25 protein-coding genes and 1 tRNA gene are annotated in these 24,069 nt (G+C 71.2%); 10 read left to right on the top strand and 16 right to left on the bottom strand.

What is annotated here, in order from left to right:
• Nucleotides 1-588: 588 nt before the first annotated feature.
• A complete protein-coding gene (locus ACYVOO_RS03855; protein WP_461014224.1) occupies nucleotides 589-1,080 on the bottom strand; it encodes an ATP-binding protein in 492 nt (163 codons plus the stop codon).
• Between the two features lie 26 nt (nucleotides 1,081-1,106).
• Entirely contained in the window at nucleotides 1,107-1,622 is a 516-nt protein-coding gene (locus ACYVOO_RS03850) for a bifunctional DNA primase/polymerase (protein ID WP_461014234.1), read from the bottom strand.
• A gap of 279 nt (nucleotides 1,623-1,901) precedes the next feature.
• Here ACYVOO_RS03850 and ACYVOO_RS03845 point away from each other — a divergent pair, with 279 nt between their 5' ends.
• Both ACYVOO_RS03845 and ACYVOO_RS03840 read left to right on the top strand, forming a co-directional pair.
• A complete protein-coding gene (locus ACYVOO_RS03845) occupies nucleotides 1,902-2,837 on the top strand; it encodes a helix-turn-helix domain-containing protein (RefSeq protein ID WP_461014223.1) in 936 nt (311 codons plus the stop codon).
• The gene (locus tag ACYVOO_RS03840) at nucleotides 2,834-3,040 is read left to right on the top strand and encodes a DUF397 domain-containing protein (RefSeq protein WP_461014222.1); all 207 of its coding nucleotides are present in this window, start codon (nucleotides 2,834-2,836) and stop codon (nucleotides 3,038-3,040) included. Before ACYVOO_RS03845 ends, ACYVOO_RS03840 begins: the two co-directional genes overlap by 4 nt.
• A gap of 84 nt (nucleotides 3,041-3,124) precedes the next feature.
• Here ACYVOO_RS03840 and ACYVOO_RS03835 read toward each other — a convergent pair whose 3' ends face one another.
• Nucleotides 3,125-3,670, bottom strand: coding sequence for a GIY-YIG nuclease family protein (locus tag ACYVOO_RS03835; RefSeq protein ID WP_461014221.1), 546 nt, complete (start codon nucleotides 3,668-3,670; stop codon nucleotides 3,125-3,127).
• 65 nt (nucleotides 3,671-3,735) lie between these two features.
• Nucleotides 3,736-4,770 (bottom strand): hypothetical protein, encoded by a 1,035-nt coding sequence (locus ACYVOO_RS03830; protein ID WP_461014220.1) that lies wholly within the window; start codon nucleotides 4,768-4,770, stop codon nucleotides 3,736-3,738.
• 152 nt (nucleotides 4,771-4,922) lie between these two features.
• On the opposite strand from ACYVOO_RS03830, the gene ACYVOO_RS03825 reads away from it, so the two are divergent.
• Complete coding sequence (locus ACYVOO_RS03825; RefSeq protein WP_461014219.1) at nucleotides 4,923-5,288, top strand: hypothetical protein; 366 nt, start codon at nucleotides 4,923-4,925, stop codon at nucleotides 5,286-5,288.
• Between the two features lie 67 nt (nucleotides 5,289-5,355).
• On the opposite strand, the gene ACYVOO_RS03820 is transcribed toward ACYVOO_RS03825, so the two are convergent.
• The 4 genes from ACYVOO_RS03820 to ACYVOO_RS03805 all read right to left on the bottom strand — a co-directional run bounded on the left by ACYVOO_RS03820 (nucleotide 5,356) and on the right by ACYVOO_RS03805 (nucleotide 7,222).
• A tRNA-Ser gene (locus tag ACYVOO_RS03820) sits at nucleotides 5,356-5,442 on the bottom strand.
• A gap of 72 nt (nucleotides 5,443-5,514) precedes the next feature.
• Nucleotides 5,515-6,018, bottom strand: coding sequence for a tRNA adenosine(34) deaminase TadA (tadA, locus tag ACYVOO_RS03815; protein ID WP_461014218.1), 504 nt, complete (start codon nucleotides 6,016-6,018; stop codon nucleotides 5,515-5,517).
• Between the two features lie 162 nt (nucleotides 6,019-6,180).
• Entirely contained in the window at nucleotides 6,181-6,720 is a 540-nt protein-coding gene (locus ACYVOO_RS03810; protein ID WP_461014217.1) for a tRNA adenosine deaminase-associated protein, read from the bottom strand.
• Between the two features lie 205 nt (nucleotides 6,721-6,925).
• Nucleotides 6,926-7,222: a hypothetical protein gene (locus ACYVOO_RS03805; protein WP_461014216.1), complete on the bottom strand. Its 297-nt coding sequence runs from the start codon at nucleotides 7,220-7,222 to the stop codon at nucleotides 6,926-6,928.
• A gap of 92 nt (nucleotides 7,223-7,314) precedes the next feature.
• Between ACYVOO_RS03805 and upp the strand changes: the two genes are divergently transcribed.
• Nucleotides 7,315-7,950 carry a uracil phosphoribosyltransferase gene (gene upp, locus ACYVOO_RS03800; RefSeq protein WP_453346524.1) on the top strand — a complete coding sequence of 212 codons (636 nt, stop codon included), beginning with the start codon at nucleotides 7,315-7,317 and terminating at the stop codon, nucleotides 7,948-7,950.
• Nucleotides 7,951-8,096: 146 nt separating this feature from the next.
• Here upp and ACYVOO_RS03795 read toward each other — a convergent pair whose 3' ends face one another.
• The 3 genes from ACYVOO_RS03795 to ACYVOO_RS03785 all read right to left on the bottom strand — a co-directional run bounded on the left by ACYVOO_RS03795 (nucleotide 8,097) and on the right by ACYVOO_RS03785 (nucleotide 11,132).
• Nucleotides 8,097-8,819, bottom strand: coding sequence for a LytR C-terminal domain-containing protein (locus ACYVOO_RS03795; protein ID WP_461014215.1), 723 nt, complete (start codon nucleotides 8,817-8,819; stop codon nucleotides 8,097-8,099).
• Nucleotides 8,820-9,050: 231 nt separating this feature from the next.
• On the bottom strand, nucleotides 9,051-9,347 hold the full coding sequence (locus ACYVOO_RS03790) for a type II toxin-antitoxin system VapB family antitoxin (RefSeq protein WP_003999914.1): 297 nt from the start codon (nucleotides 9,345-9,347) through the stop codon (nucleotides 9,051-9,053).
• 168 nt (nucleotides 9,348-9,515) lie between these two features.
• Nucleotides 9,516-11,132: a M28 family metallopeptidase gene (locus ACYVOO_RS03785; protein ID WP_461014214.1), complete on the bottom strand. Its 1,617-nt coding sequence runs from the start codon at nucleotides 11,130-11,132 to the stop codon at nucleotides 9,516-9,518.
• A gap of 213 nt (nucleotides 11,133-11,345) precedes the next feature.
• Between ACYVOO_RS03785 and ACYVOO_RS03780 the strand changes: the two genes are divergently transcribed.
• Entirely contained in the window at nucleotides 11,346-12,008 is a 663-nt protein-coding gene (locus ACYVOO_RS03780; RefSeq protein ID WP_461014213.1) for a PepSY domain-containing protein, read from the top strand.
• A gap of 104 nt (nucleotides 12,009-12,112) precedes the next feature.
• Nucleotides 12,113-12,379: a YrhK family protein gene (locus ACYVOO_RS03775; protein WP_461014233.1), complete on the top strand. Its 267-nt coding sequence runs from the start codon at nucleotides 12,113-12,115 to the stop codon at nucleotides 12,377-12,379.
• A 56-nt stretch (nucleotides 12,380-12,435) separates the two neighbouring features.
• Here ACYVOO_RS03775 and ACYVOO_RS03770 read toward each other — a convergent pair whose 3' ends face one another.
• Entirely contained in the window at nucleotides 12,436-13,644 is a 1,209-nt protein-coding gene (locus ACYVOO_RS03770; protein WP_461014212.1) for an acyltransferase family protein, read from the bottom strand.
• A gap of 324 nt (nucleotides 13,645-13,968) precedes the next feature.
• Entirely contained in the window at nucleotides 13,969-14,544 is a 576-nt protein-coding gene (locus ACYVOO_RS03765; protein WP_453346530.1) for a TerD family protein, read from the bottom strand.
• 131 nt (nucleotides 14,545-14,675) lie between these two features.
• Here ACYVOO_RS03765 and ACYVOO_RS03760 point away from each other — a divergent pair, with 131 nt between their 5' ends.
• From ACYVOO_RS03760 to ACYVOO_RS03750, 3 genes are all read left to right on the top strand, one after another.
• Complete coding sequence (locus tag ACYVOO_RS03760; protein WP_461014211.1) at nucleotides 14,676-15,224, top strand: BlaI/MecI/CopY family transcriptional regulator; 549 nt, start codon at nucleotides 14,676-14,678, stop codon at nucleotides 15,222-15,224.
• A gap of 3 nt (nucleotides 15,225-15,227) precedes the next feature.
• Nucleotides 15,228-16,166, top strand: a complete 939-nt coding sequence (locus tag ACYVOO_RS03755) for a M56 family metallopeptidase (RefSeq protein ID WP_461014210.1) — start codon at nucleotides 15,228-15,230, stop codon at nucleotides 16,164-16,166.
• A gap of 185 nt (nucleotides 16,167-16,351) precedes the next feature.
• Nucleotides 16,352-17,812, top strand: a complete 1,461-nt coding sequence (locus tag ACYVOO_RS03750) for an LCP family protein (protein ID WP_461014209.1) — start codon at nucleotides 16,352-16,354, stop codon at nucleotides 17,810-17,812.
• Between the two features lie 41 nt (nucleotides 17,813-17,853).
• Here the strand turns inward: ACYVOO_RS03750 and ACYVOO_RS03745 are convergent, their stop codons facing one another.
• From ACYVOO_RS03745 to ACYVOO_RS03735, 3 genes are all read right to left on the bottom strand, one after another.
• Nucleotides 17,854-18,993: a polyprenyl synthetase family protein gene (locus ACYVOO_RS03745; RefSeq protein WP_461014208.1), complete on the bottom strand. Its 1,140-nt coding sequence runs from the start codon at nucleotides 18,991-18,993 to the stop codon at nucleotides 17,854-17,856.
• Complete coding sequence (locus tag ACYVOO_RS03740; protein WP_461014207.1) at nucleotides 18,990-20,261, bottom strand: tetratricopeptide repeat protein; 1,272 nt, start codon at nucleotides 20,259-20,261, stop codon at nucleotides 18,990-18,992. The genes ACYVOO_RS03745 and ACYVOO_RS03740 overlap by 4 nt, the downstream gene beginning before the upstream one ends.
• 322 nt (nucleotides 20,262-20,583) lie before the next feature.
• A complete protein-coding gene (locus ACYVOO_RS03735; RefSeq protein ID WP_461014206.1) occupies nucleotides 20,584-21,189 on the bottom strand; it encodes an HhH-GPD-type base excision DNA repair protein in 606 nt (201 codons plus the stop codon).
• 325 nt (nucleotides 21,190-21,514) lie between these two features.
• Here ACYVOO_RS03735 and ACYVOO_RS03730 point away from each other — a divergent pair, with 325 nt between their 5' ends.
• Nucleotides 21,515-23,875, top strand: a complete 2,361-nt coding sequence (locus tag ACYVOO_RS03730; protein ID WP_461014205.1) for a terpene synthase family protein — start codon at nucleotides 21,515-21,517, stop codon at nucleotides 23,873-23,875.
• Nucleotides 23,876-24,069 lie beyond the last annotated feature (194 nt).

Below are 24,069 nucleotides of genomic sequence, written 5' to 3'. Positions count from 1 at the left end.
GCGGTTCGTCGGAACTGGGGAACTCATCCATCGCGCGCTGGGCTGAGAGTGTGAGGCCCGGGTCCCCGGCAGCGCCGTCCGAAGCGTCTTTCGGGCCGGCTCCCAGCGTCTCCAGGCGCTCCAGCGCCTCCAGGCCTCCCGAGCACTCCAGGCACTCCAGGCACTCCGTGGAGCCCTCCAGGTCCTCCAGGCACGGCCGAAAGTAGGGGACAGACGCTGACGCGGGGGCCTGACCTCGGCGACGGCTGGACGTGATCAGCCAGCGTGAGGCGCCCTCGCTGACCGACCGACCGACCGTCGTCGCTCGCCCGAGCCGCGAGCCGAGCCCCCGCACGCATGACGCAGGGCCGGACCCTCACCAGGGGCCCGGCCCTGCGTTCGTCCTGCTCAGCGGCTTGTACGGGGGCGTTCAAGAACGCTCGCGCTCCCGCCGCACGGAACCTTGACGCTGGCGCCGTTTCACGGACTCGGGGCATGAGGCACGGTGCCTCCACAGGATGGCGCCACCCCCGGAGCTTGAGTCCTTGTCCACCTGTGTCAACGGAAACCTTGGCGTGCCCGGCTGCTGGCAGGCGACACAAAGCCGAGTCATCGACACGCTCCCGTCCCCTCTGCAGAAGCAGCGCGGAGATGGACCCACACGCAGGTTCCACCACCGACCAATCGCGTTCCCCAACGGTTGGCGAGCACATGAACGACGTGCAGACCACGCCCGGATTCCTCGTCAGGGCCCGCATCGCGCCTCCGGACACAGCGATGAGGTCCGGTGTCGGTGACGCTCACCATCACCTGGCCGTCGCCGCGTGCCGTCACGACGCTGATCCGGCCGCCCTCCGTGTGCACGATCGCGTTGGTGGCCAGCTCGGAGACGACGAGTTCTGCGTTGTCGACGAGTTCGGATTCCACGTTCCACTCCACGAGTTGTTCGCGCACGAACTCCCTGGCCAGGGACACACATCGCGCCGTCCCGGACAGTCGGAGACCCGCACGTGTGCCGTCGTCACTTCGACGCTGGGCGAGCCTGGCACGGAGCCCCTGTGGGGGAACGTATTCGAGCCTGAGGTGAAGGGACTGCAACATGGTTTTTCCTTCCAGTGGGGGCGTGTTCAGTCGGCCTTGATCGACCTCAGTACGGCGGTCAGCTCGGCCAAGGTGGGTAACGGTGTCTCTGCGATGGGGGCAGCGAGCCACTTCGCGTGCGCGCCCGTGTTGGCTGGGGGGAGTACGAGTGGCAGTCCTGGGGGGTGTACGCGCAGGCGGGCGTCGACCGGCTCCTCGGCATCGCCGCACGCCATCGTGTACAAGCGGGACGGACCGAGACCTTCCTGCGCGGCAAGCCGTACGAGGGGCGCGTGAATGTCGAACCACACGCATGCCGCCAGGAATCGGCTCCACCCCAAGCCCTCCACGTAGTACGCGGTCATTCCGCGTCCGGTAGCCCCGATGACGCCGTAGCTGGAACGTCGGTCCCACAGCGCGTCCAAGTGCTCCGGTTCGGTGGTGGCCTCGCTGGGCCACCGGGTGTTACGTGGGTGCCGGTCCGGGGTCGAGCACCATTCGTGTCCCCCGGCGCAAGCAGGTGCCACGGGCCATCCACGGGCCGCGTAGATACCGGCCCACATGCGTGCGCCTCTCACTTGAACGTCCAGTTCTCCAGGGCTGAGAGAAGCGCGAACGCGTGGCCTGCCGGGATCAGGCTGGACGGGGGCGGGCCGGTGAGTCCTGCGGTGTGAGGTTGCCATTACTGGGCTCCGGTACGTCTCGGCGTCGAGCCACCCGCGCAAGATCACACACGGTGATGCGTCTGGCCCTGTGAGTAACAGCATGGCAGGGTGTCATCGAATGCGGAACCCCGTTTTGATGATTCCTCATTTTGGCCGGAGGTTCGACCAGAGGACTCCATGACGACTCGCACCCCGTACGCTCAGCATGTCGGCGCTATCAGCGAGTTGAAGGGTTTGACCATGGCGGCAATAGGGCCTGCCGGACCGGCCGGGCGCATGCTGATCGCCCGTGGTCTCATTTCGCTACGCGCCCGCGCCAACCTGACACAGACGCAACTCGCGAAAGAGGCGGGTTGCGGCAAAGCGATGGTTGGCCGCTATGAAGACTGGAAGGACCGCTCGCGGGTCAAGTGGGCGACGGTCAAGGGCATGGCGGAAGCTTGCAAGGCTTCCCCGGAGGAACGGGACGCCCTTGTGGCCCTCGCCAAGATCCAGGGCGAAGGGTGGTGGGTGGACCGTGGGGTCCCGGAGCTGCTGGACCCGCTGCTGTCGTTCGAGTCGGCAGGCGACCACGAGCACGTCTTCGCGTCCGGCCTGGTGCCGGGGCTCTTGCAGACCCGCGCGTACGCGCAAGCCCTTCACGAGGCGCAGATGGTCAGGGCGTCGCGGGAAGAGGTCGACCGTCACGTCGAGATCCGGATGATGCGGCAGCAAGCGCTCAACCGGGACGACTTCGCCCTGTGGGTGGTGCTGGACGAGGCCGTGTTCAAACGCGTCATCGGAAATCGAGCCGTGATGGCCGAGCAACTGGCACACCTGGAAGAGGCCCAGCGGCAGAAACAGATCGACATCCAGGTACTCCCGTTCGCCAGCGGGGCGCACGCCGCCGGTGCCGGGGCTCCGTTCGTCACCATCGGCCGTGAGGACGCCGCGAACCCGCTGGCCTCCATGTCTGTGGTGTACCTGGAGACGCATGACCGCGGGATCTACTTGGACAATCCCCAGGACATCGCCAAGTACAAAATGATCTTTGACTATCTGCGGTCCCAGGCGGTGGACCGCGACGTATCGACTGAGATGTTGGCCGCAGCACGACAGGACTACGCATCATGACCGACCACATGCTCGCCGGCCCGGCCTCCGTAGGCTGGTTCAAGAGTTCATACAGCGCGGCACAGAACGAGTGCGTCGAAGCGGCCTTCCTGGGGCGCTTCGTGGGCCTCCGCGACTCCAAGACCGAGAACGGAGCAGTGCTGATGGTCCGAGCCGAGACCTTCGCTCACTTCGTCGCCACAGTGAAAGCCGACAACGTCTGACGTCGAGGCGCTGCGGGGCGGCCCTGATCCGAGCCGATCCGTCCTCGTCGCCTCAGGTGGGGCGGCCACATCACAGTGGGCCGGTCACGTGGTGACGGGGAGGTCTCGCGCCCTGTGGCGTGCCCGTGCGCGCAGCTCGGTGAGGTGGGGGTGGAAGGCGTTGTGCCGGTTCTGGTCGAGGTTCAGGGGGAGGTCCAGGCGGGCGATCAGATCCGCTTCCACGGTCCACGGCTCAGCGTGCTCCAGCCAGCACACCCGCGCGTGCTCGGCCATCCACCGGGTCAGCTCCGCCTCGCCGTCCCTCGCGAACGTCAGACGCTTCCCACTGCCGACGCGGCGCAGCTCCAGCCTCAGCAGGCAGCCCAGGGTGAGCCGCAGCGTGGAGCCGTAGGCGTTGCCCCGGAAGTGGAACCTGACGCGCTTGCGCAGGTTCTGCGTGCTGGTCCTGTTCGACATGCGTCGTGGCGCGATCCCCACGTACAGCAGTCGGCCCGCCGGGAGTCCCGGGTGCGGGGACTCGCCGAAGTGCCAGCCGTACACACCCGCCGTGTTCGGAACCGGTCCCGGACGCGACAGGACGTCGTCGGCCGACCAGAGCCGTTCCGGGCTGGACAGAGCCGCAACGTACACACGAGCCTCCTTGAGCCGACCGGCCGGACTGACGGACTGATGGACGACGAACAGTGCTCCGGAAACTACCCCGCGGCACTGACACCCGCGTCACGCTCCCCGGCCCCGCGCGGGCGCAGGTGGTCGTGGAGCGCCGCGAAGGCGGTGAAGGTGAGGGGGAGCGTCAGGGCCGCAGCGACCAGGATGCCGACGATGACGGGCGCGAGGATGCCCGCGTAGTACCCGGCGAAGAAGTTGCCCGTGGCCGCTTCGAGGAGCGAGCGCACGAGGGGGCGCAGCGGCAGGGCGAGCTGCGTCACGAGCCGGAGCACCCCGGCCGTGAGCGCGGCCAGCGGCAGCGCGAGGGCGAGCACGCGGATCCATCCGGTGCGTGTCCACATCAGCTTCCAGGAACGGCGCAGGGCCGCGACGGGGCCGAGGCCGTCGGACGCCGCGGCGGCCGGGGCGAGGGCGAGCGCGAGGCGCAGCAGCACGGCGATGAAGATGGCCACCCATGGGGAGTCCTGGATGAGGTTGTAGGGCAGCGAGCCGCGTTCCAGGATCTGGTCCTCGGTGTCGATGTGGTAGCCGGTGAGGCTTTCCGACACGTAGATGACGAGCACAGGCAGGGACCAGACGATCAGGCCGCGCAGCGTGTACACGGCGATCATCGGCCACGGCCGCCGCGCGGAGACGGAGACCTCGGCACGGGGCGGGTCCCCCTCTGGGGGCTCCGGAGGCGTCCGCGTCCCCGCCGCGACGGCCCGGGAGCACGCGCCCTGGAGGGCCGCGCTGCCGATGCCGAGGAGGAGCAGGAAGAGGGGCAGTGTGCAGAGGGCGACGAGTCCGAGGTCGGAGCTGTCGTGCAGGTAGGGGTCCTCGACGTAGCGGTACCAGTTGAGCTGGTTCCGCATATGGGTGAAGAGGGGCCAGGAGAGCGCGAATATCGCGGCCGTCAGCAGCAGCCCGACCAGTCCGCACAGCCCGACGACGCGCACCGTCGTCCCCGCCAGCGCCCCCCGGTGTCGCCGCAGGACGGCGAACGTGGTGACGGTGACGCCGCGTCGCGGGCGCGCGCCCGTCGATGGCGCCGAAGGGTCGGGCTGTGCGGTGCGCGTCATGGGGGGTGAGCCTTCTGTATGTTCCGGTTCCGTTCCAGGTGGAGACGCGGAGCGGCCCGGCACGGTTCTCCGCACGCGGCCCGGACCTGCGACATCACGGCCCGACGCGGCTCCCGGCAGTCACGGAGGCCGTCGCGCGACGTGGTGTAGACATGCTGCTGCGCTTGTCGGTGAGCCAATTGCCTTCGAGGAACGGGGAATTCGTCTTCATCATGTTTTTCATCATTGCCGTGGTCATATCGGCAGTCGTCGGCGCCGTGACGTACCCACTCGTCCGGCGTGACCTCAGCCCGAGAGCGACGCTGGTGGCCACCGGGTGCATTGCCGTGGCCGCGGGCATCGGCTGGGTGCTGACGCTTTTCCATGTGCTGGTCGGCTGCGCGGCCGGGCTGATCGTCTACCTGGTCGCGCGCCGATTCCTGACGGGCACCCAGGCGGTGGCGGCCGGCGGCGCCGCGTACGCCGTCGGCACGGCGCTGTCGGTGGGCGCCCTGATGATCGCCCTCAGCGGCATGTAGGCGGGCCCCCCACGATGAAGGGCCGGACCCTCGCCGGGTCCGGCCCTTCATACGTCCTGCTCAAGAGCGGTAGCGGTGGGATTTGAACCCACGGAGGAGTTGCCCCCTCACTCGCTTTCGAGGCGAGCTCCTTCGGCCGCTCGGACACGCTACCGAGAGGAACTCTAGCCCACAGGGCCCCGTGGGTCGAAATCGGTTCCGGGATCGTGTGGGGGATCGCGGCGGATCAGGGGGTGGGGCGGCGGAAGAAGTCGGTGAGGAGGGTGGCGGACTCCTTGGCGAGGACGCCGTGGATGACCTCCGGGCGGTGGTTGAGGCGACGGTCGCGGACCACGTCCCAGAGGGAGCCGACGGCGCCCGCCTTGGCGTCGACGGCGCCGTAGACCACGCGGTCCAGGCGCGCGAGCACGGTGGCGCCGGCGCACATCGTGCAGGGTTCCAGGGTCACCAGCAGGGTGCACCCCGTGAGGCGCCACTCGCCCCTCGCGCGGGCCGCCTCGCGGATCGCGACGACCTCGGCGTGTGCCGTCGGGTCGCCCGTCGCCTCGCGCTCGTTGCGGCCACGGCCCAGGACGCCGCCGTCCGGGCCGAGCACGACCGCGCCGACCGGGACGTCCCCCGTCCCGGTCGCCCGTTCGGCCTCCTCCAGCGCGAGGCGCATCGCCGCGCGCCACGGATCGCGTACGGGGTCGGGCCCGGCGGCGGGCCCCGGAACGGCGTCGGGGGTCATGGGGACAGTGTCCCTCTCAGCCCTCGCGCGCGGGCTCACGCCCCCGCCGCGCACAGTGCCGCGCGCCGAGCGCCGCCACCCGTCGCGCGGCGGACCGGACCCGCCCGCGGCCCGGTCCACCGCCGCACGCGCACGCACGTCACGCACGCGACGGCCCCACGCTCAGCGCACGGCCTCCAGCACATCCGTGCAGCCCAACGCGTCCGCGATCTCCGTGAGCGCGTCCTCCGAGGTCAGCGTGAGCAGGGCCTTCTCCTCCAGGCCGAGGTCGGAGAGCACTGCCGGGTCGCCCAGCGGGCCGGGTGGCGCGGTGCTCTCCGCGTCTGTGGTCGCGGGGTCCTCCTCCTTGGTCTCATCGGGTTCCCCGTCCTCCGTGCCGTCGAGGTCCACGAGCTGGTCGAGAGCTGCGGGATCCTCGGGCTCGCGGCCCAGCAGCTCGTCGGAGAGCAGTATCTCGCCGTACGAACTGCGCATGGCCGCCGCGGCGTCCGAGACGTAGACGCGCGGATCGTCTTCGCCGTCCACGCGGACGACTCCGAACCACTCACCCTCCTGCTCGATGCAGACCAGCACAGTCTCGTCGTCCGTCGCGGCCTCACGGGCCAGGTCGGCCAGATCGGCCAGGGTCTCCACGTCATCGAGCTCTGCGTCGCTCGCTTCCCACCCGTCTTCGGTGCGCGCGAGCAGTGCGGCGAAATACACCGTGACTCTCCCACTGGTTTCAGATGTGCCCGAGTGCTGCTGACGAGGACTGCGGCCCCGCCCCATCGGAATCGTGGCAGAAACCGAGGCTGTGCGAAGGGTCTTCGACAGTGCGTCGTCCGGGTGTTTGCGCAGATCTCACCGTCCAGACCGCTGATCGCGACACAGAGTGACCGATCGCTGGCGCTGCGCTGCCCCGCATGACTCACCAGCGGAAAGTCCGCATACGCATGTGCTGCCGCATGCGGGCCGCGCGGGCGCGGCGCGGCTGGACGCGGTCGCGCAGTTCCCGGGCCTCGTTCAGCTCTCGGAGAAAACGGGCCCGGCGGCGCAGCCGGTCCGCGTCGGTCGCGTTGGACCTGCCACGGCCGCCGGCGTCCGCCGCGCTCCCGGCCTTCCCCGGGTGCCCCGGCTTCCCCGGCGTCCCCGGCTGCTCGGGCTTCCCGGACTGCTGGGGTCTCTCAGGTCTCTCGGATCTTTCGGGCTTCTGCGGATAGGGCATCTGCACACCTCCGGCGTACTCGCCTACCTTCCCTCTCGTCGGCGGGGGTACGCCAGTGCTGTCACGGGGACCGCCTCGGATACTGTCGAAGCATGCGGACCCACGTCGTCGACCACCCGCTGGTGGCGCACAAACTGACCACCCTGCGCGACGAGCGCACCGACTCGCCGACCTTCCGGCGCCTGGCCGACGAGTTGGTGACCCTCCTCGCGTACGAAGCGACCCGCGACGTGCGCACCGAACAGGTCGCCATCCGGACGCCCGTGACGGAGACGACGGGCGTGCGCCTGTCCCACCCGCGTCCGCTCGTGGTGCCGATCATCCGCGCCGGGCTCGGCATGCTGGAGGGCATGGTCAGGCTGCTGCCGACGGCCGAGGTCGGCTTCCTCGGCATGGTGCGCGACGAGGAGACGTTGCAGGCGTCCACCTACGCCACCCGGATGCCGGACGACCTGTCCGGGCGGCAGGTGTATGTGCTGGACCCGATGCTCGCGACCGGCGGCACGCTCGTCGCGGCCATCAGGGAGCTGATCAGCCGAGGGGCCGACGATGTGACGGCGCTGTGCCTGCTGGCCGCGCCCGAGGGCGTCGAGGTCATGGAGCGCGAGCTGGCCGGTACGCCGGTGACCGTCGTGACGGCCTCCGTGGACGAGCGGCTCAACGAGCAGGGCTTCATCGTGCCGGGCCTCGGCGACGCGGGCGACCGCATGTACGGCACGGCAGGCTGACGGGTCGGGTCGGGTCGGGTCGGTTCGGCTGGGTTCGCTGTTCGCGGTTCGCCGACGGTTCGGTTCTGGGCTGAGCGGCCGGTTTCGGCCGTCGCCCTTGTACGGGGCCGTACGGGTCGGGCCCTCGGGCCCGCCCGCTCAGCGGCTCAGCACTGCGACGGCTTCGCCGACGGCTTGGGGTGGGCCAGGGCGGCGAGCGCCTTGTCGGCGTCCTTCTCCTTGGCGAGCTTCTTGAAGTCGTCGCCGAGGACGAGGTCGACGTCGTCGCCGTCGCGTTCGTCGTAGCGGGTGTCGGCGCCCTTGAGCTGAGTGCCGAGGACCTTGAAGTTCGACGCGGTCGTCTTGCCGGGTGCGCCCAGGAGGACGCCTGCCGACTTGACCTTCTTGTCCAGCTCGGCCGGGGCGTTGCCCACCTTGCCGATCTTGAAGCCGCGCTTCTTCAGCTCCTCCGAGGTGGACTTGGCGAGGCCGCTCTGCTTGGTGGCGTTGAGGACGTTGACGGTGATGGAGCCGGGCTTCGGCAGCTTGCCGTCCTTCCCGTTCCCCTTGCTGTCCTCGCCGTCCTTGCCGCTCTTGCCGTCCTTCTCGCTCTCGCTCTTTCCGTTCTTCCCCACGGCCTCGCCCTTCGCCGACTCGGTGTCCCCGCAGTCCTCGCCCGAGGCGCTGGAGGCGCGTGCCGTACCGCTGCCGCCGCCGGAGAAGACGTCGATGAGCTGGAACGTTCCCCATCCGGCCAGACTGAGCGCCGCGACCGTGGCGATGCTCGCGAGCACGATCCTGCGGCGGCCCCGCGGGCGGCGCATCTGCGGGTAGCGGTCGCCCGTCACACGGTACTTTCCGCCCATGCCGGGGGGAGTCAGCATGCTCATATGCGCAGCGTAATGCGCGATGACAGCACTGCCTACTAGATGATCAATGGCCAGTGCGGGGCACAACCCAAAAGGGCCAATATGCGAGCTGATGTCGCGTCAGACGCGAGGTGGGGAGGGGTGCGGGGGCGTCGCGGCCGTGCACCCGTACGGCTGTACGGGCGCTCCCCCGGCGTGGCGGCGGGGGAGCCCCCGGCCCGGACCAAGCCGGGCCGGATCGGGCCCGGCGCGTCAGTCCAGTTCGAGAACGCGGGCGTGCAGTACCTGCCGCTGCTGGAGCGCGGCGCGTACGGCCCGGTGGAGCCCGTCCTCCAGATAGAGGTCGCCCTGCCACTTCACGACGTGGGCGAAGAGGTCGCCGTAGAACGTGGAGTCCTCGGCGAGGAGGGTCTCCAGATCGAGCTGGCCCTTGGTGGTGACGAGCTGGTCAAGGCGCACCGGGCGTGGGGCGACATCCGCCCACTGGCGGGTGCTTTCCCGGCCGTGGTCGGGGTACGGCCGCCCGTTTCCGATTCGCTTGAAGATCACACGGAAAGCCTACCGGGCCGCGGGTGCCGGGCGCAGCCTCCTACCCCTCTTCTCAGTGGCCCGGGTCACGTCCGCTGGTGACGTGACCCGGGCCACGACCTGCCGCGCGGGCGGTCTGCTCGGGGTTCACGGGGCCTACGGGAGGTCGGCGAGAGGTCGGCGAGAGGTCTACGGGAGGGCGCCGGTGTCCCAGGAATAGTGACCGACGGCGTTGGCGATCACCTTGAGGTTGACGTCGAACGCCTTCTGGTCGATGTTGCCGATGCCGTCGCACGCCTGGTGGTAGCAGCCGTCGTACGCGGCGCCCGCCGTGCCGCCCCACAGTTCCCGCTGGGCCTCGGTCTTGATGCCCTCGGCCCCGGTGAAGGTGCCGCCCGCGGGGATGCCGGCCTCGATGAAGGGGCCGTAGTCGGAGCGGCCCGTGAAGTCGGTGCCGCGGGGCTGCTCGCCGCGCGAGGCGATGAAGGCGTTGATGTCCGCCTCCAGCGCCGCCGAGCCCTCGGGGCCCGGGCCCTCGCCGACGCCGTCGGAGTCGTCGCCGTCGTACACGAACAGGCCGTAGTTGGGCGACGCGATCATGTCGAAGTTCAGATAGAGGGCGATCTTGTCGCGCTCGGCCTGGGAGAGGTGCTCGACGTAGTGCTCGGAGCCCTGGAGGCCCAGCTCCTCGGCCGACCACAACGCGAACCGCACCTTGTTCCGCTTGTCGTTCCGCTTGTCCCCCGCGTGCGTGCCGTGCCGCTGCCCGCGTACGAAGGAGGGGTCGGCCTTGGCGAGCTGGAGCGCCGACTCCAGGATGCCCGCGCTGCCCGAGCCGTTGTCGTTGATGCCAGGGCCCTCGGCCACGGAGTCGAGGTGGGCGCCGAGCATGGCGACGTTGTCCGCGTCGCCGCCGCGCGTCTCGGCGATGACGTTCGGGGTGGTGCGCTGCTCCTGGAACTCCCGCACCTCCAGGTTCACCCGCACCGTCCCCCTGGCGACCTCGGCGGAGAGCGCCTCGCCGTCGGCCTTGCTGATCCCGCCGGTGGGGATGCGTCCGGCGGTGGCGTCGCCCAGGGTGCCGTTCAGCTGGCCGCCGATGTTGTTGTAGACCACGGCGCCGACCGCTCCGGCCCCGGCCGCCGCCGCCTGCTTCTCCGCGAAGGTGCAGCCGCCGCGCCGGATGAGGGCGATCTTTCCGTCGAAGGCGCCGGACGCGTAGTCGGCGGCCTGGCAGCCGGTGCTGTCGTCCGCGTCGACGGGGACCTCGGCGACGGCCGCCTCCGTGCCGCCGACCGGCGTGCTCGGGGTGTACGTCATCAGCTTCAGCGGCACGTCGCGACCGCCCTCGCCGAGGACTGTCAGGCGTTCGGCGAGGGTCTCGCGGTAGACGAAGTCGAAGTCCTCGTAGCTGACCTTGTAGCCCGCCGCCTTGAGCAGCGCGCCCGCGTACTTCGCCGACAGCTCGTGGCCACGGGTGCCCGCTGCCCGGTTGCCGTCGTGGGCTTCGGCGATGGCCTGGAACGCCTTCAGATGGCGGGTGGCGGCCTTGGCCCCGGTGCGCTGGACCAGTTTGCTGGCCAGCCTGTCGGCCTCTTTGGCGGGGTCTTTCCCGAGGGCTGCTGCGGCTGCCGCTGCCGCGGTTCCGGCGCGGTCGGCGGCGCGTGCCTCGGCGGCCGAGGGGGAGGTGGAGGCGGCCAGGAGCAGGGGGGCCGCCAGGGCGGTCGCGGCCAGCGCCGCGACGGTCGCGCGACTCCTGTACGGAGCCGGGGCGGGTCTTCGGGAGGGCGCCTGGGCTGTGCGCATGATCGGGTCCTTCCTTCCGGTGCGTGCGGCGCGCGTACGGGTGCGTACGGGCGCGCCGACGGGGAAAGCGCTGCTGTTCGGCGTGGGGGGACCCGTGTCCGGGTTACGGACGCGATGCAGGGAACGTAGCCGCCCCGAGGCGCCGGGGGAACAGGCTGGGGCTCGGTCGTGTGCGCGCTGAGCGCGGGGGCGTGAGGAGGTAGAAAGGTGTTTATGCGACGTAACGGTAAATTTCTTCCCCTGCTGGGCGCCACCGGACTGCTGCTGGGCGCCGCGCTGACGGGCTGTTCGGATTCCGGTGGCGGCTCGGGTCCGGGCTCGGACTCGGAGTCGGCGTCCCCGAAGAAGTCGGCATCGGAATCGGCGTCCGCCTCGCCCTCCGGTTCCGCCTCCGCCTCCGGTTCCGCTCCGGCCTCCGTACGGAACGGGCTCAAGGCACTGGACACCGGCGAGAAGGACGTCCAGGGCGGCACGGCCTTCGACCTGGAACGCGACGACGACGGCTCGCACCAGTGGGACCTGAAGGTCGCGACGGAGGACGGCAAGCAGTTCGACCTGCGGATCTCCGAGGACGGCGGCAAGGTCACCCAGAAGCGCGAGGACACCACGCCCGACGACGACGTGTCCAAGCTCAAGGGCGCCGAGGTCACGGCGCAGAAGGCCGTGCACATCGCGTCAGGCCGTCACAAGGGCGAGGACCTGGCGTCGCTGGAGATCGACCAGGACGCGCAGGGCACGCTCATCTGGCAGGTGAACACGGTCAAGGGCGATGGCGGCGGGGACGGGGCCAGTGCCGACGCCGACGACGCGGCGGAGAACGAGACCCTTATCGACGCCAGGACCGGAAAGGTGACCGGACAGAAGGCCGACGACTGACCGGTGGGGGGAGAGCGATGCGCGTGACAGGTCCGGATCAGGATCCGGAGTCGGGTCCGGAGCCGGAGTCCGGGGCGAGGAGGGCGCGGAAAGCCTCGTTGACCGTGCACGTGGGGCACGAGGAACTGGTGATCCGTCAGCGGTACGAGACGGTCAGCATCGTCAACGACATCCTCATCGCCGCCTGGTTCATCGTCGGCAGCGTCATGTTCTTCTCCCCCGACTGGACCAGGACGGGGACCTGGTGCTTCCTCTTCGGGAGCGTGGAGCTGCTCGTCCGGCCGGTGATCCGGCTGTCCCGGCAGCTCCACCTCCGGCGGTTCGGCTCCCTGCGCGAGGGAGCCACCCCCGAGTCCTCGCAGGACTACTGAACGGCTGCCGAACGGCTATCGCGGGCGGCCACCGTGCGACGGTTGCCGCGCGGCGGCTACCGCGCCGCGCTCTTGTCCTCGCGGCGGTGCCGGGCAGCCGCTGCCGGGTCCTCCTTGAAGGCCCACCGCATCTTCGGCTCCATCGCGAACCGGAAGGCCCGCTGCACGGGCGTCGTGCACAGCGCCGTGATGACCGCTCCCGCGATGACCGTCACACCGATGGCGCCCCACGGGGTGTGGATCCAGTCCGTCTCGTACCATTCCCAGAAGCGGGAGCCCTTGGCGAGGAAGCCGTGCAGCAGGTAGCCGTAGAGCGTTCCTGCGCCCAGCGCGGTGAACCACATGTGGCGGCGCGGCACCCAGGCCAGGAAGCAGGCCGTCAGGACCATCGAGCAGCCGAACAGCGCGAAGGTCATCACGACCCCGACCCACCACTGGACGCCCAGCTCCTGTGCGCTGTCGCGGTGGTAGAACCAGACCGAGTTCATGCGCTCGACGGCCCAGTACGAGAAGAGCAGGCCGAGCCCGATCACCGGGAGCGACAGCAGCCGGGCCCTGCGCGTGCGCACCAGGTCGAAGTGCTCGGGGCGCAGGTTGAGGCCGATGACGAAGAACGGCAGGAACTGGAGCACGCGCTGGAGGTCGAGGTCGTCGCCGATGTCGGGGGAGACGGAGGCGAGGACGGCGATGGCCAGCGCGAGCGCGACGGGCCAGCGGACCATCTTCCACAGCGGGGTCGTCAGCCGCCAGATGAACAGGGCGGCGAGGAACCAGGTGAGGTACCAGGGGTCGAGCAGGCTGATCGGGTAGCCGGGGTCGTCGTCGGCCCAGCGCTTGAAGAAGCTGTAGGCGACCTCGAAGAGCACGTACGGCACGCCGATGCCGGTGACCAGGCGCTTGAGCTGGTCCGGTCTGCCCGTGAAGCTACGCGAGAAGTAGCCGGAGATGACCATGAAGGCCGGCATGTGGAAGGTGTAGACGAAGATGTAGAGCGCTGCCGCCGTACGCGATTCGTCCCGCAGCGGTTCCCAGGCGTGGCCGAACGCGACGAGCACGATCGCCAGGTACTTGGCGTTGTCGAAGAACGGATCCCGCGACTTCGGTTTCGGTTTCGCGGTGGCGCCGGTGGTACCAGCGGTACCGGCCGAGTGGCCGGTTCCGGCCACGGTGGCGTCTTGTCTGCCTGCTGCGTCCTTCGACTCCGGGGGGACGGCCGGAGGGAGCGGGGACCGTTGGGGACTGCGTTGGCGCAGGCTGTGTGTCACAGAGCCTCCCGACGGGGGTAACGGCTGCGACGTACGGCATGCCCTGAGCGCGGAGCTGCGTAGAACATCGACAGCACTGTAGTAGGGGCGACCTGAAGCGTAAATTCACCCGGCCCGTCGCGGTACTCCGTGGTGGCTGAAACAGAGTACGCGGTCCGTTCTGCGGCAAGTCGGTGGGCTGGTCACGGAGTTCGCTGGCGGCGCGCGAAGCGACCGGAACCCGTCCCTCAGGCGGCCCGTCCCTCGGGCGACCGGAACCCGTCCCTCTGCGGAGGCACCAGTCCGGGCGGGGCGCGGTGGCCTGCCGTGCCCCGCCCCGGAGGCTCAGACGTTGACGCCGAAGTCGGCGGCGATCCCGGCCAGGCCCGACGCGTAGCCCTGGCCGATGGCGCGGAACTTCCACTCGCCGCCGTGCCGGTACAGCTCCCCGAAGACCATCGCGGTCTCCGTCGAGGCGTCCTCGGTGAGGTCGTAGCGGGCCAGTTCCCTGCCGTCGGCGCGGTTGACGACGCGGATGAACGCGTTGCGCACCTGGCCGAAGCTCTGGCCACGGCTCTCGGCGTCGTGGATGGAGACGGGGAAGACGACGCGCTCGATGGCGGCGGGCAGCCCGGCGAGGTTGACGTTCACCGACTCGTCGTCGCCCTCGCCCTCACCGGTGAGGTTGTCGCCGGTGTGCTCGACGGCGCCGTCCGGGCTGGTGAGGTTGTTGTAGAAGACGAAGTGCTGGTCCGAGGCCACCTTGCCCGAGGCGTCGCACAGCAGCGCCGACGCGTCGAGGTCGTAGTCCGTGCCGGTGGTGGTGCGGACGTCCCAGCCGAGACCGACGGTCACGGCGGTGAGGCCGGGTGCTTCCTTGGACAGCGAGACGTTGCCGCCCTTGGCCAGCGAGACTCCCATGTTGTCCTCCGTGCTCTGCGTGCTTGTGCGTGTGTGCGTATCGGACGTTCTGGAAATTCTACATACGTGTAGAAGTTGAGGGCCGGGCGCGGCTCAGTAGGATCGACCACGGTGAAGGAGGTGGTGGCGTCATGGCTTCGAGTGGCCAGGACGGCGGCGGCCGGAGCGACGGGCGGAGCGGCGGCCGAGGCGACGGCCGGAATGCCGGGCGCGCAGGTCACGCCGGGCATGCCGGGGAGCGCCGCGCGCACGGCCGCAGGCGCGGTCAGGGCGAGCTGGAGGCCCAGGTGCTGTCGGTGCTGCGTACGTCGAGGGAGCCGGAGACGGCCGCCTGGGTGCAGAACCGCCTCGGCGGGGACCTCGCGTACACGACCGTCGTGACCATCCTCACCCGCCTCCACGCCAAGCAGATCGTGCACCGCACGCGCGTCGGACGCTCCTACGTCTGGAGCCCGGCGGCCGACGAGGCGGGCCTCGCGGCCCAGCGGATGCGGCGCGTCCTGGACAGCGAGGCGGACCGGGACGCCGTGCTCACCAGCTTCGTCTCCTCGCTCTCCCCGGAGGACGAGCGGCTGATGCGCGCGCTGCTGCGCGACGCGGCCGACGGCGGCGGCGCGGCCGGTGGCTATGGCGGCGAGGGCGCTGACGGCCGCGAGGACGCTGACGGCCGCGAGGCGTGAGCGATGGGCGTCTTCGTCTTCCTGCCGCTCATACTCCCGCTGACCGCGCTGCCGATCGCGCGCCTCGCGGAACAGCACCTCCACCCGCGCGCCGCGACCCGGCTGCTGACCGTCTTCGGCTGCGTACTGGCGCTGTGCAGCACCCTCTGTCTCGCCCTGCTGATGGTCGTCGGCACGGCGCAGTTGCCCGGCAACCCGCTGCCCGACGCCTGGTCGGACCCGGAGGTGCGCGCCGTGGTGCCGTACGACGAGGTCACCGGGACCACGGCCATCGGCGGGCTCGCGCTGGTGCTCGGCGCGGGTGCCGTCACCGTGCGACGGCACCACCGCGTACGGGCCCGTGCCCTGCGCGCGCTGGAGGGGCTGCCGCCCGACGCCGAGCCGGACCTCGCCGTACTGCCCGACGACGAGCCCTACGCGTACGCGCTGCCCGGATCGCCGGGCCGGGTCGTCGTCTCCACCAGCATGCTCGCCTCCCTGGACGCGTCCGAGCGGCACGCGCTGCTCGCCCATGAGCGGGCCCACCTCGCGCGCGGGCACCACCGCTATCTGCTCGCCGTGCGGCTGGCGGGCTGCGCGAATCCGCTGCTGCGGCCCTTGTACGCGGCCGTCGCCTACGGCGCCGAGCGCTGGGCCGACGAGGAGGCGGCGCACGTGGTGGGAGACCGCAAGGTCACCGCGCGCGCCGTCGCCAAGGCGGCGCTCGTCTCGCGGGGAGCGCCCGCGCCGGGGCTCGCGGGGTTCGCCTCGGCCGGGCCCGTACCGCGCAGGGTCGCCGCGCTGCTCGGGCCCGTGCCGCCCGCGCGCAGTTGGCCGCCGGCGGCGAGCCGGGCGGGGCTCGCCGCGTTCGTCGCCGCCGCCGGAGCGACCGCCTCCGCGCTGTCCGCGCTGAACGCGGCCATCGCCCTGTTCCTGGTTCTGAAGGCCGCTACACCGCTGTAGGCCGTACCGCTGCCCTGTCTTGCCCTGCCCTGTCCTGTTCTGTCTTGTCCGGGGTGTGGGACCACTGCCCTCCCTCTTGTTTCTACAAGACTGTAGAGTTGCAGAAATGCGCAACTGACAGACAGCGGTTCCGCCGTGCGCCGTGCGCCGTGCGCCGTGCCGGGACCGGGGAGGGCGGTGACGTGATGGCGCGACGGGGAACCGGGGGCCGCGCGTGGCCGCCCGACGCGGGTGGGGCGCGGCGGCATCGCAGGCCGAAGCGGGAGCCGAAGCGCGCGCGAGCCCGTCGAGGAGTCGGCAGGGGCGGGGGAGGCGCGCGGCTGACGCGGCGCGGGCGGGCCGTGGTGTGGGGCGGCGGCGTCCTGGCCGTACTGCTCCTGCTGGGCGGCGCGGGCGGCGCCTGGCTCTACGGCAGCCTCGACGGCAACATCCACTCCGCCGACCTGGGCGACCGCCTCGGCGGCGACCGGCCCGACAACATCAGCCCCGGCTCGAAGAACATCCTGGTCGTGGGCTCCGACAGCAGGGACGGCGCCAACGCCAAGTACGGCAAGGGCCTGACGACGATGCAGTCGGACACCCTCATGGTCGTGCATATAGCCGCCGACCGGAAATGGGCGGGCATCGTCTCGCTGCCCCGCGACTCCTACGTCCACATACCGTCCTGCGAGCGCGGCGACGGCAGCCGCTCTGACCCCCACTTCTTCAAGATCAACGAGTCCTTCGCCATCGGCGGCACCCAGGGCGGCGACGTCGCCGGAGCGGCGGCCTGCACCATCAAGACCGTCGAGAAGAACACCGGGCTGCGCATCGACCACTTCGCCTCCGTCGACTTCCAGGGCTTCAAGGGCATGGTCAACGCGCTCGGCGGGATCGAGGTGTGCCCGGAGGAGGCGATACACGACAAGAAGGCGCACCTGGACCTGGAGGCGGGCTGCCAGACCGTGAAGGACGAGGAGGCGCTCGGCTACGTACGCGCCCGCTACAGCGTCGGCGACGGCACCGACACCGGGCGCATCGGGCGGCAGCAGGAGTTCATGGAGTCGCTGGCCGCCAAGGCGCAGCGGAAGCTGACGAGCCCGAAGGCGCTGTACGGGTTCCTGGACTCCGCCACCAAGTCCCTGACCACGGACGAGGAACTGGCGGGCATCAAGCCCCTCTACGACCTCGCCTCCGGACTCAAGGACATCCCCGAGGACCGCCTCCACTTCCTCACCGTGCCCAACTATCCGCGCGAGGCGGACGTGCCCAGCGACAAGGCGAACGTGGTCTGGCAGTACCCGCAGGCCGCGCGGCTGTTCACCGCCATGGCCAAGGACGAGGAGGTGACGAAGAAGCGGCTCACGGCGGAGAGCGCGGACCCCCTCTACGCCTCCCGGGTCAGGGTCCAGGTACTCAACGGCACCTCCGAGGCGGGCGCCGCCGCCGTCGCGGCACGCTCGCTCGCCAAGTTCGGCTTCCCCGTCACCACCGGCAACGCGCCGGAGGAGGCGGCGAAGACCTCGGTCACCTACCCGCCGGGCAAGGCGGCGGAAGCGGAGGTGCTGGCCTCGCGCTTCCCCGGCGTCACCGCGAAGAAGGACGCCGCCGCCACACCGGGGACCGTCACCCTGACGCTGGGCCCCGACTTCGAGGGGCTGGGCTGACGGAGCCGGGGTTCGCTCGTACGGCAGGGGCGGGGCGGGGCTCACATGGCGCGGTGGACCAGGAAGGGCAGCAGGGTGTGCAGGTCGTGGACGGCGGACGGGGTGAGGGGGACGGCGTTCAGGCAGGCGCGGGCCTCCGTCAGATGGGCGTGGGCCTCCCGCAGCGCGGCGGTGCGACCGCCTGCCTCCTCGACGAGCCATGCCGCCGTACGGGCGGCCTCCGTGTCCATGGGCCGTGACGAGGCGAGCAGTTCGCCGAGCCGTCGCGCCGCGGACCCGTCGGTGGACAGCGCGGCGAGGACGGGGTACGTCTTCTTGCCCTGCCGCAGATCGCCGTGCACGGGCTTCCCCGTGACCCGCGGATCACCCCAGATGCCGAGCAGGTCGTCCGCCGCCTGGAACGCCACGCCCAGATGCCGTCCGGCGCGGTCGAGCGTTTCGACGGTGGCCTCCGGCGCCCCCGCGAGCAGGGCGCCCAGGGACACGGCGCAGCCGAGGAGGGCGCCGGTCTTGGCCTCGGCCATGGTGCGGTACTCGCCGGGGCGCACGGCGTCGGGCCCTCCCCACGGGCGCCGTTCAAAGAGGAGGTCGTCGGCCTGACCTGCCATGAGGTGGCTCTGCGCGGTGGCGAGCCTGCGCACGGCCGTGCCGACGCGCGCGCCGGGCGTCTCCGCGAGGACCTCGACGGCGAGCGCGAAGATCCCGTCCCCGGCGAGGACGGCGGGGCCGGTCCCGTACGCCTTCCAGACGGTCGGCCGCTGCCGGCGTGTCTCGTCGCCGTCCATGATGTCGTCGTGCAGGAGCGAGAAGGTGTGGACGAGTTCCACGGCGACCGCGCCCGGCACGGCGTGCTCGCCGCTCGCGCCCGCGGCCTCGGCACCGAGCACGGCGAGCGCCTGACGCACACCCTTGCCGCCGCCGCTGTCGCTGTCGCCGCTCGCGCCCGTGGCCGTGGGTGCGCCTTCGCGGGGCGGCGGGCCGCCCGGCTCGTGCCAGCCCAGCGAGTAGGCGGCCATCTCGCCCAGCCACGGGTGCATGCGCTCGACGGCGGCGACGAGGCCGGGGCGTACGAGCGCGCGGCAGCGGTCGAGCACGCGGCGTGCGTCGGCCGCCACGTCAGGGGGCCCGGCGTTGCGCAGCGCCGTCGCGGTCGCGGCGGACAGGGAAGGAGACGGGGTCATCGCGGGGCTCCCACGGTCTGCACCTCGGCCCCGGCACGGCCACCCGCACCTGCCGGGCCCGCCGCACCGGTCCCGTTCGTCGCGCCTGGCCCGTTCGTCGCGCCTGGCCCGTATGCCGTGCCGGACCTGTCCGTCGCGCCCGGCCTGTCCGTCGCGCCCGGCCTGTACGCCGCGCCCGCTCCGTCCGTCGTGCCGGAGCCGTCCGTCGTGCCCGGCCCGTAGGCCGCGCCCGCGTGGGTGAAGGGCTGGATGCCCAGTTCGGCCTGCGCCTTGTCGACCATGGCGCGGGAGTGGCGCAGGCCGGCCGCGTCGAGGGCGTCGCGCAGTTCGTAGAGGTCGGCCGCGGTCTCGGCGCGGTCCCGGCCCAGGCGGGCGAGGGACTTGACGAGTCCGAGCCGCGACAGCGCCTCGCCCCGCAGCTCGCTCATCGCGCGGAAGCGCGCGAGCGCGCGCTCGTACATCGCGCGGGCCTCGTCGTAGCGCCCGGCGCGGTAGAGGATGTTGCCGCGCATCTTGTGGTTGTACGCCAGCGCGCTGGAGAGGTTCATCTCGCGGCAGATGGCCTCGCCCTCTGACAGCAGCTCCAGCGCGCGCCGCGGGTCGTCGCCCCGCGCGGAGAGGATGTCCGCGATGCCGCGCAGGGCCCACGCGTGGCCGCGCCGGTCGTCGGCCTTCGCTGATATCCCCGCCGCCTCCTCGAACATGGCGAGCGCGGTTTCGTAGGAGCCGGTGTTGCGGTGCATCTGCGCGATGCCCTCCAGCGCCCACACGGTGTGCCGCGCCTCACCGCGCTCGCGGGCCTCGGCCAGGAGCTGTTCGTGCAGTTCGCCGACGGCCTGGTAGTCGCCCTGGATCCGGCCGGTCTCCGCCATGCCCGCGAGCGAGTAGCCGCGGGCGAGCATGTCCTCGCCGCGCCTGCCCAGCTCGGCGGCGATGCCGAGCAGCCGGAAGGCGAGCGCCAGCGCGCCGCGCTGCCTCGCGAGGGTCCCGCCGCTCCACACGGCCCAGGCCATCGCGCCGACGTCACCGGCGGCGCGGGCCGCGCGGTAGCTGGCCTTCCAGGCCCGGTCCGCCTCTTCGACGTGCCCCAGCCGCCGACGCGCCTCTGCCACGGCCAGCCCGTAGCGGGCCATGTCGGCCTGCGACCCGGCCAGCTCGGCCGCGCGCAGCCGCTCGGACCCCTTGGCGAGCACGTCCTCCAGCGACGAGTTCACCGAGAGCGAGCCGAGGTCGCCTTGGTACTCGGGGGCGAATGCCTTGGTGTACATGAATGCCTTTCTGCGCTCCGGGTGCCGTTTCCGGCTCCGGCTCCGGCCCTGCCGTGAGGCGGGAGAGGAAGGGGGTGGCCTTCGCAGGGCGGCTGGTCGGTCGTTCCGGCCACTATACATACCGTGTATACGCGGAGTGTATAGCCACCTGGAGTCCACGGCGTGCTCATCCCTGACGGGCGGATACGCCGAGGTCGGACGGTTGCGGCGGCGTTTCCACCGCTGTGGATCAAGGACGCAGAACGCCCCCGCCGGGTTGCCCGGCGGGGGCGAGCGGATCGGCGACGGGGGCGCGTGACGCGGCCCCGTCAGGGCTTCGGGGCTACTTCTTCGGCGTCGCCTTCGTCGCCTTTGCCGTCTTCGCAGCCCGCTTCATCTCCTGCTTGTGCGCGCGCACCTTGTCCAGGGACTCGGGGCCCGTGATGTCGGCCGCCGAGCGGTACGCGTCCTTGTCGCCGTAGGAGCCCGCCGCCTCGCGCCAGCCCTCGGGGGTGACGCCGAGGCGCTTGCCCAGGAGGGCCAGGAAGATCTGGGACTTCTGCTTGCCGTAGCCGGGGAGGTCGTTCAGGCGGGACAGGAGTTCCCGGCCGGTGGAGACGTCGCGCCAGACCGCGCTCGCGTCGCCGTCGTAGTGCTCCACCAGGTACTGGCACAACTGCTGGACCCGCTTGGCCATGGAGCCGGGGTAGCGGTGGACGGCGGGCTTCTCGGAGAGGAGGGCCGCGAACTCCTCCGGGTCGCGGGCCGCGATCTCGTGCGCGTCGAGATCGTCGCCGCCCATGCGCCGGGCGATGGTGTACGGCCCGGCGAACGCCCACTCCATCGGCACCTGCTGGTCCAGCAGCATGCCGATCATCGCGGCGAGCGGGCTACGGCTGAGCAGTTCGTCGGCTTCCGGCTGCTGGGAGAGGCGAAGGGTGAGGTCCATGCTCCGATGATCGCTCCCGTCGCGCCCCGGCGCACGCGAGCCCCCGCCCCCGGAGAGGCGCGGCGCCCTCCGGCGAGGGGGCGCAGTCTAGGCGTCGACGGGCCGCCGCGCGAGCCCTGCGCTCCCGGTTCACTCGAAGGAACGGCTGGTCGGATGGTGTTGTCATGCGCGGGGTAGGGCTCGGGCCGGACAGGTGGGGCATCGAGCGAGAGGGGGAGGCGTGCGGAACGGCTCTTCCGGTCCCGTGGGAGCGGCCCGTACGCGGGCGCGCGAGGGCACCTCGGTGAGCCGCCGCCGGACGCTCAGAGGAAAGACCGGGTGACCCGTGACTCAGCCGTTTGAACTGCCCGACTTCTACACCCCGTACCCCGCACGCCTCAATCCCCATCTGGAAGAGGCGCGCGAGCACTCCAAACAGTGGGCGCGGGCCATGGGGATGGTGGAGGGCTCGGGAATCTGGGACGAGCACGACCTCGATTCCCACGACTACGCGCTGTTGTGCGCCTACACCCACTCCGACGCCGAAGGGCCCGACCTCTCCCTGGTCACCGACTGGTACGTGTGGGTCTTCTTCTTCGACGACCACTTCCTGGAGCAGTTCAAGCGCTCCCTGGACCGCCCTGGCGGCAAGGCGTACCTGGACCGGCTGCCCCTGTTCATGCCGATGGACCTGGCCGACGGGATGCCCGAGCCGACCAACCCCGTCGAAGCGGGGCTCGCCGATCTGTGGGCCAGGACCGTGCCCGCCATGTCGCCGGAGTGGCGGGCGCGGTTCGCGGAGAGCACGGAGAATCTGCTCAACGAGTCGCTCTGGGAACTCTCCAACATCAACGCGCACCGCATCCCCAATCCCGTCGAGTACATCGAGATGCGGCGGAAGGTGGGCGGCGCGCCCTGGTCGGCAGGGCTCATCGAGTACGCGGCGCGGGCCGAGGTGCCCGCGGCCATCGCGGGCACGCGCCCGATGCGCGTCCTGCGCGACGCCTTCTCCGACGCCGTCCATCTGCGCAACGACCTGTTCTCGTACGAGCGCGAGATCCTGGACGAGGGCGAACTGAGCAACGGGGTCCTCGTCCTGGAGACCTTCCTCGACTGCGGTACACAGGACGCGGCCGAGGCGGTAAATGACCTCCTCACCTCCCGCCTCCAGCAGTTCGAGAACACCACCCTCACCGAACTCGCCCCGCTCTTCGCGGAGTACGGGCTGGACGCGCAGGCGTGCGCGGACGTCATGGCCTACGTCAAGGGCCTCCAGGACTGGCAGTCGGGCGGCCACGAGTGGCACATGCGCTCCAGCCGCTACATGAACGGCGCCCAGGAAGCGGACCGTTCGGCCGCCGGGGTGCTCAACCCCGGGCTGCCAGGACCCACCGGACTGGGGTCCTCCGCCGCCGACATCCGCTCCCTGAAGGGGCCGACCACCACCCGGGCCGAGACCGCGCGGGCGCGCGCCCTCACCCACGCGCCGCACCAGCGCGTCGGCCCGTCCCAGGTGCCCGACCTCGGGATGCCGTTCACGAGGCGGCTCAGCCCGCATCTCGACGCGGCGCGCGAGAACGTCGTCGAGTGGTCGTACCGGATGGGCATCCTGGAGCCCCAGCCCGGCGTGCCCCTGTCGCACGTGTGGGACGAGGAACGGCTCCGCGACCACGACCTGCCGCTGTGCGCCGCGGGCATCCACCCGGACGCGAGCCCCGGCGAACTGGACATCTCCTCCGCCTGGCTGGCCTGGGGCACCTACGGCGACGACTACTACCCCGTCGTCTTCGGCCGCACCAGGGACCTGACCGGGGCCAAGGTGTGCACGGACAGGCTCCGCGACTTCATGCCGGTCGAGGACCCTTCCACGACGCCGGAACCGGTGAACGCGCTGGAGCGCGGCCTCGCCGACCTGTGGACGCGCACCGCCGGGCCGATGGCGAAGGACGCGCGGTGCGCGCTGCGCAAGGCCATCGAGGACATGACGGAGAGCTGGCTGTGGGAGCTGGCGAACCAGGCGCAGAACCGCGTGCCCGATCCCGTCGACTACATCGAGATGCGGCGTCACACCTTCGGGTCCGATCTCACCAAGAGCCTGTGCAGGCTGGCCCACGGCGAGCGGATCCCGCCGGAGGTCTACGGCAGCGGCCCGATGGGCTCGCTGGAGAACGCGGCGATGGACTACGGGATGCTGATCAACGACGTGTTCTCGTACCAGAAGGAGATCGAGTACGAGGGCGAGGTCCACAACGGCATCCTCGTCGTGCAGAAGTTCTTCGACTGCGGCTACGAGGCGGCGCTGCGCATCATCGTCGACCTGATGACCTCGCGCCTGAGCCAGTTCCAGCACGTGGCGGCGAACGAACTCCCGGTCCTCTTCGACGACATCGGCCTCTCGGCCGAGGGCCGCGCCGGGGTGGCCGCCTACGTGCGCGACCTGGAGTTCTGGATCTCCGGCATCCTCACCTGGCACGAGGACTGCCGCCGCTATACGGAGGCCGACCTGCGGCGGCACGCGGAGACGCCGGTACGCCTCCCGTCGGACCGCGCGCGGGGCGGTCGCGCGGACGGTGGGGACGGGGCGGGCGGCGCGGGCGGCGCGACGGACGCAGGGGGCCCGGCCGGGCTGCTGAGTCTGAGCCGTCCGACGGGCCTCGGTACCTCGGCCGCGCGCGTGGCCCAGGTCCTCGCGGGCAGCGGGAAGTGAGCGGGGTCTGACGGTGTGAGCGGGATGTGACGGCGGGGCCGGTACGGGATTCCGGGTCCGGATTCCGGATTCCGTACCGGCCCCGCCGCGTCCACGCCTCCGTACCGGCCGCGCTTCCCCAACTCCCCGTCAATTCCCCGTCGCGCGGCCAGAACCGGCGCTTCCGGCGAGGGCCACGGCGCGGGGTGCCGGGG

Source organism: Streptomyces daliensis (genome assembly GCF_054782395.1).
Note: the sequence above shows the minus strand (reverse complement) of the source record. Positions and strands in the feature narration are given on the sequence as shown.

Bases quoted from the DNA above. Each gene is read 5' to 3' on its own strand.
- ACYVOO_RS03855 (WP_461014224.1), bottom strand. From the start codon at position 1,080: ATGTTGCAGTCCCTTCACCTCAGGCTCGAATACGTTCCCCCACAGGGG.
- ACYVOO_RS03850 (WP_461014234.1), bottom strand. From the start codon at position 1,622: ATGTGGGCCGGTATCTACGCGGCCCGTGGATGGCCCGTGGCACCTGCT.
- ACYVOO_RS03845 (WP_461014223.1), top strand. From the start codon at position 1,902: ATGACGACTCGCACCCCGTACGCTCAGCATGTCGGCGCTATCAGCGAG.
- ACYVOO_RS03840 (WP_461014222.1), top strand. From the start codon at position 2,834: ATGACCGACCACATGCTCGCCGGCCCGGCCTCCGTAGGCTGGTTCAAG.
- ACYVOO_RS03830 (WP_461014220.1), bottom strand. From the start codon at position 4,770: ATGACGCGCACCGCACAGCCCGACCCTTCGGCGCCATCGACGGGCGCG.
- ACYVOO_RS03825 (WP_461014219.1), top strand. From the start codon at position 4,923: ATGCTGCTGCGCTTGTCGGTGAGCCAATTGCCTTCGAGGAACGGGGAA.
- tadA (WP_461014218.1), bottom strand. From the start codon at position 6,018: ATGACCCCCGACGCCGTTCCGGGGCCCGCCGCCGGGCCCGACCCCGTA.
- ACYVOO_RS03805 (WP_461014216.1), bottom strand. From the start codon at position 7,222: ATGCCCTATCCGCAGAAGCCCGAAAGATCCGAGAGACCTGAGAGACCC.
- upp (WP_453346524.1), top strand. From the start codon at position 7,315: ATGCGGACCCACGTCGTCGACCACCCGCTGGTGGCGCACAAACTGACC.
- ACYVOO_RS03795 (WP_461014215.1), bottom strand. From the start codon at position 8,819: ATGAGCATGCTGACTCCCCCCGGCATGGGCGGAAAGTACCGTGTGACG.
- ACYVOO_RS03785 (WP_461014214.1), bottom strand. From the start codon at position 11,132: ATGCGCACAGCCCAGGCGCCCTCCCGAAGACCCGCCCCGGCTCCGTAC.
- ACYVOO_RS03780 (WP_461014213.1), top strand. From the start codon at position 11,346: ATGCGACGTAACGGTAAATTTCTTCCCCTGCTGGGCGCCACCGGACTG.
- ACYVOO_RS03765 (WP_453346530.1), bottom strand. From the start codon at position 14,544: ATGGGAGTCTCGCTGGCCAAGGGCGGCAACGTCTCGCTGTCCAAGGAA.
- ACYVOO_RS03760 (WP_461014211.1), top strand. From the start codon at position 14,676: ATGGCTTCGAGTGGCCAGGACGGCGGCGGCCGGAGCGACGGGCGGAGC.
- ACYVOO_RS03755 (WP_461014210.1), top strand. From the start codon at position 15,228: ATGGGCGTCTTCGTCTTCCTGCCGCTCATACTCCCGCTGACCGCGCTG.
- ACYVOO_RS03750 (WP_461014209.1), top strand. From the start codon at position 16,352: ATGGCGCGACGGGGAACCGGGGGCCGCGCGTGGCCGCCCGACGCGGGT.
- ACYVOO_RS03745 (WP_461014208.1), bottom strand. From the start codon at position 18,993: ATGACCCCGTCTCCTTCCCTGTCCGCCGCGACCGCGACGGCGCTGCGC.
- ACYVOO_RS03740 (WP_461014207.1), bottom strand. From the start codon at position 20,261: ATGTACACCAAGGCATTCGCCCCCGAGTACCAAGGCGACCTCGGCTCG.
- ACYVOO_RS03735 (WP_461014206.1), bottom strand. From the start codon at position 21,189: ATGGACCTCACCCTTCGCCTCTCCCAGCAGCCGGAAGCCGACGAACTG.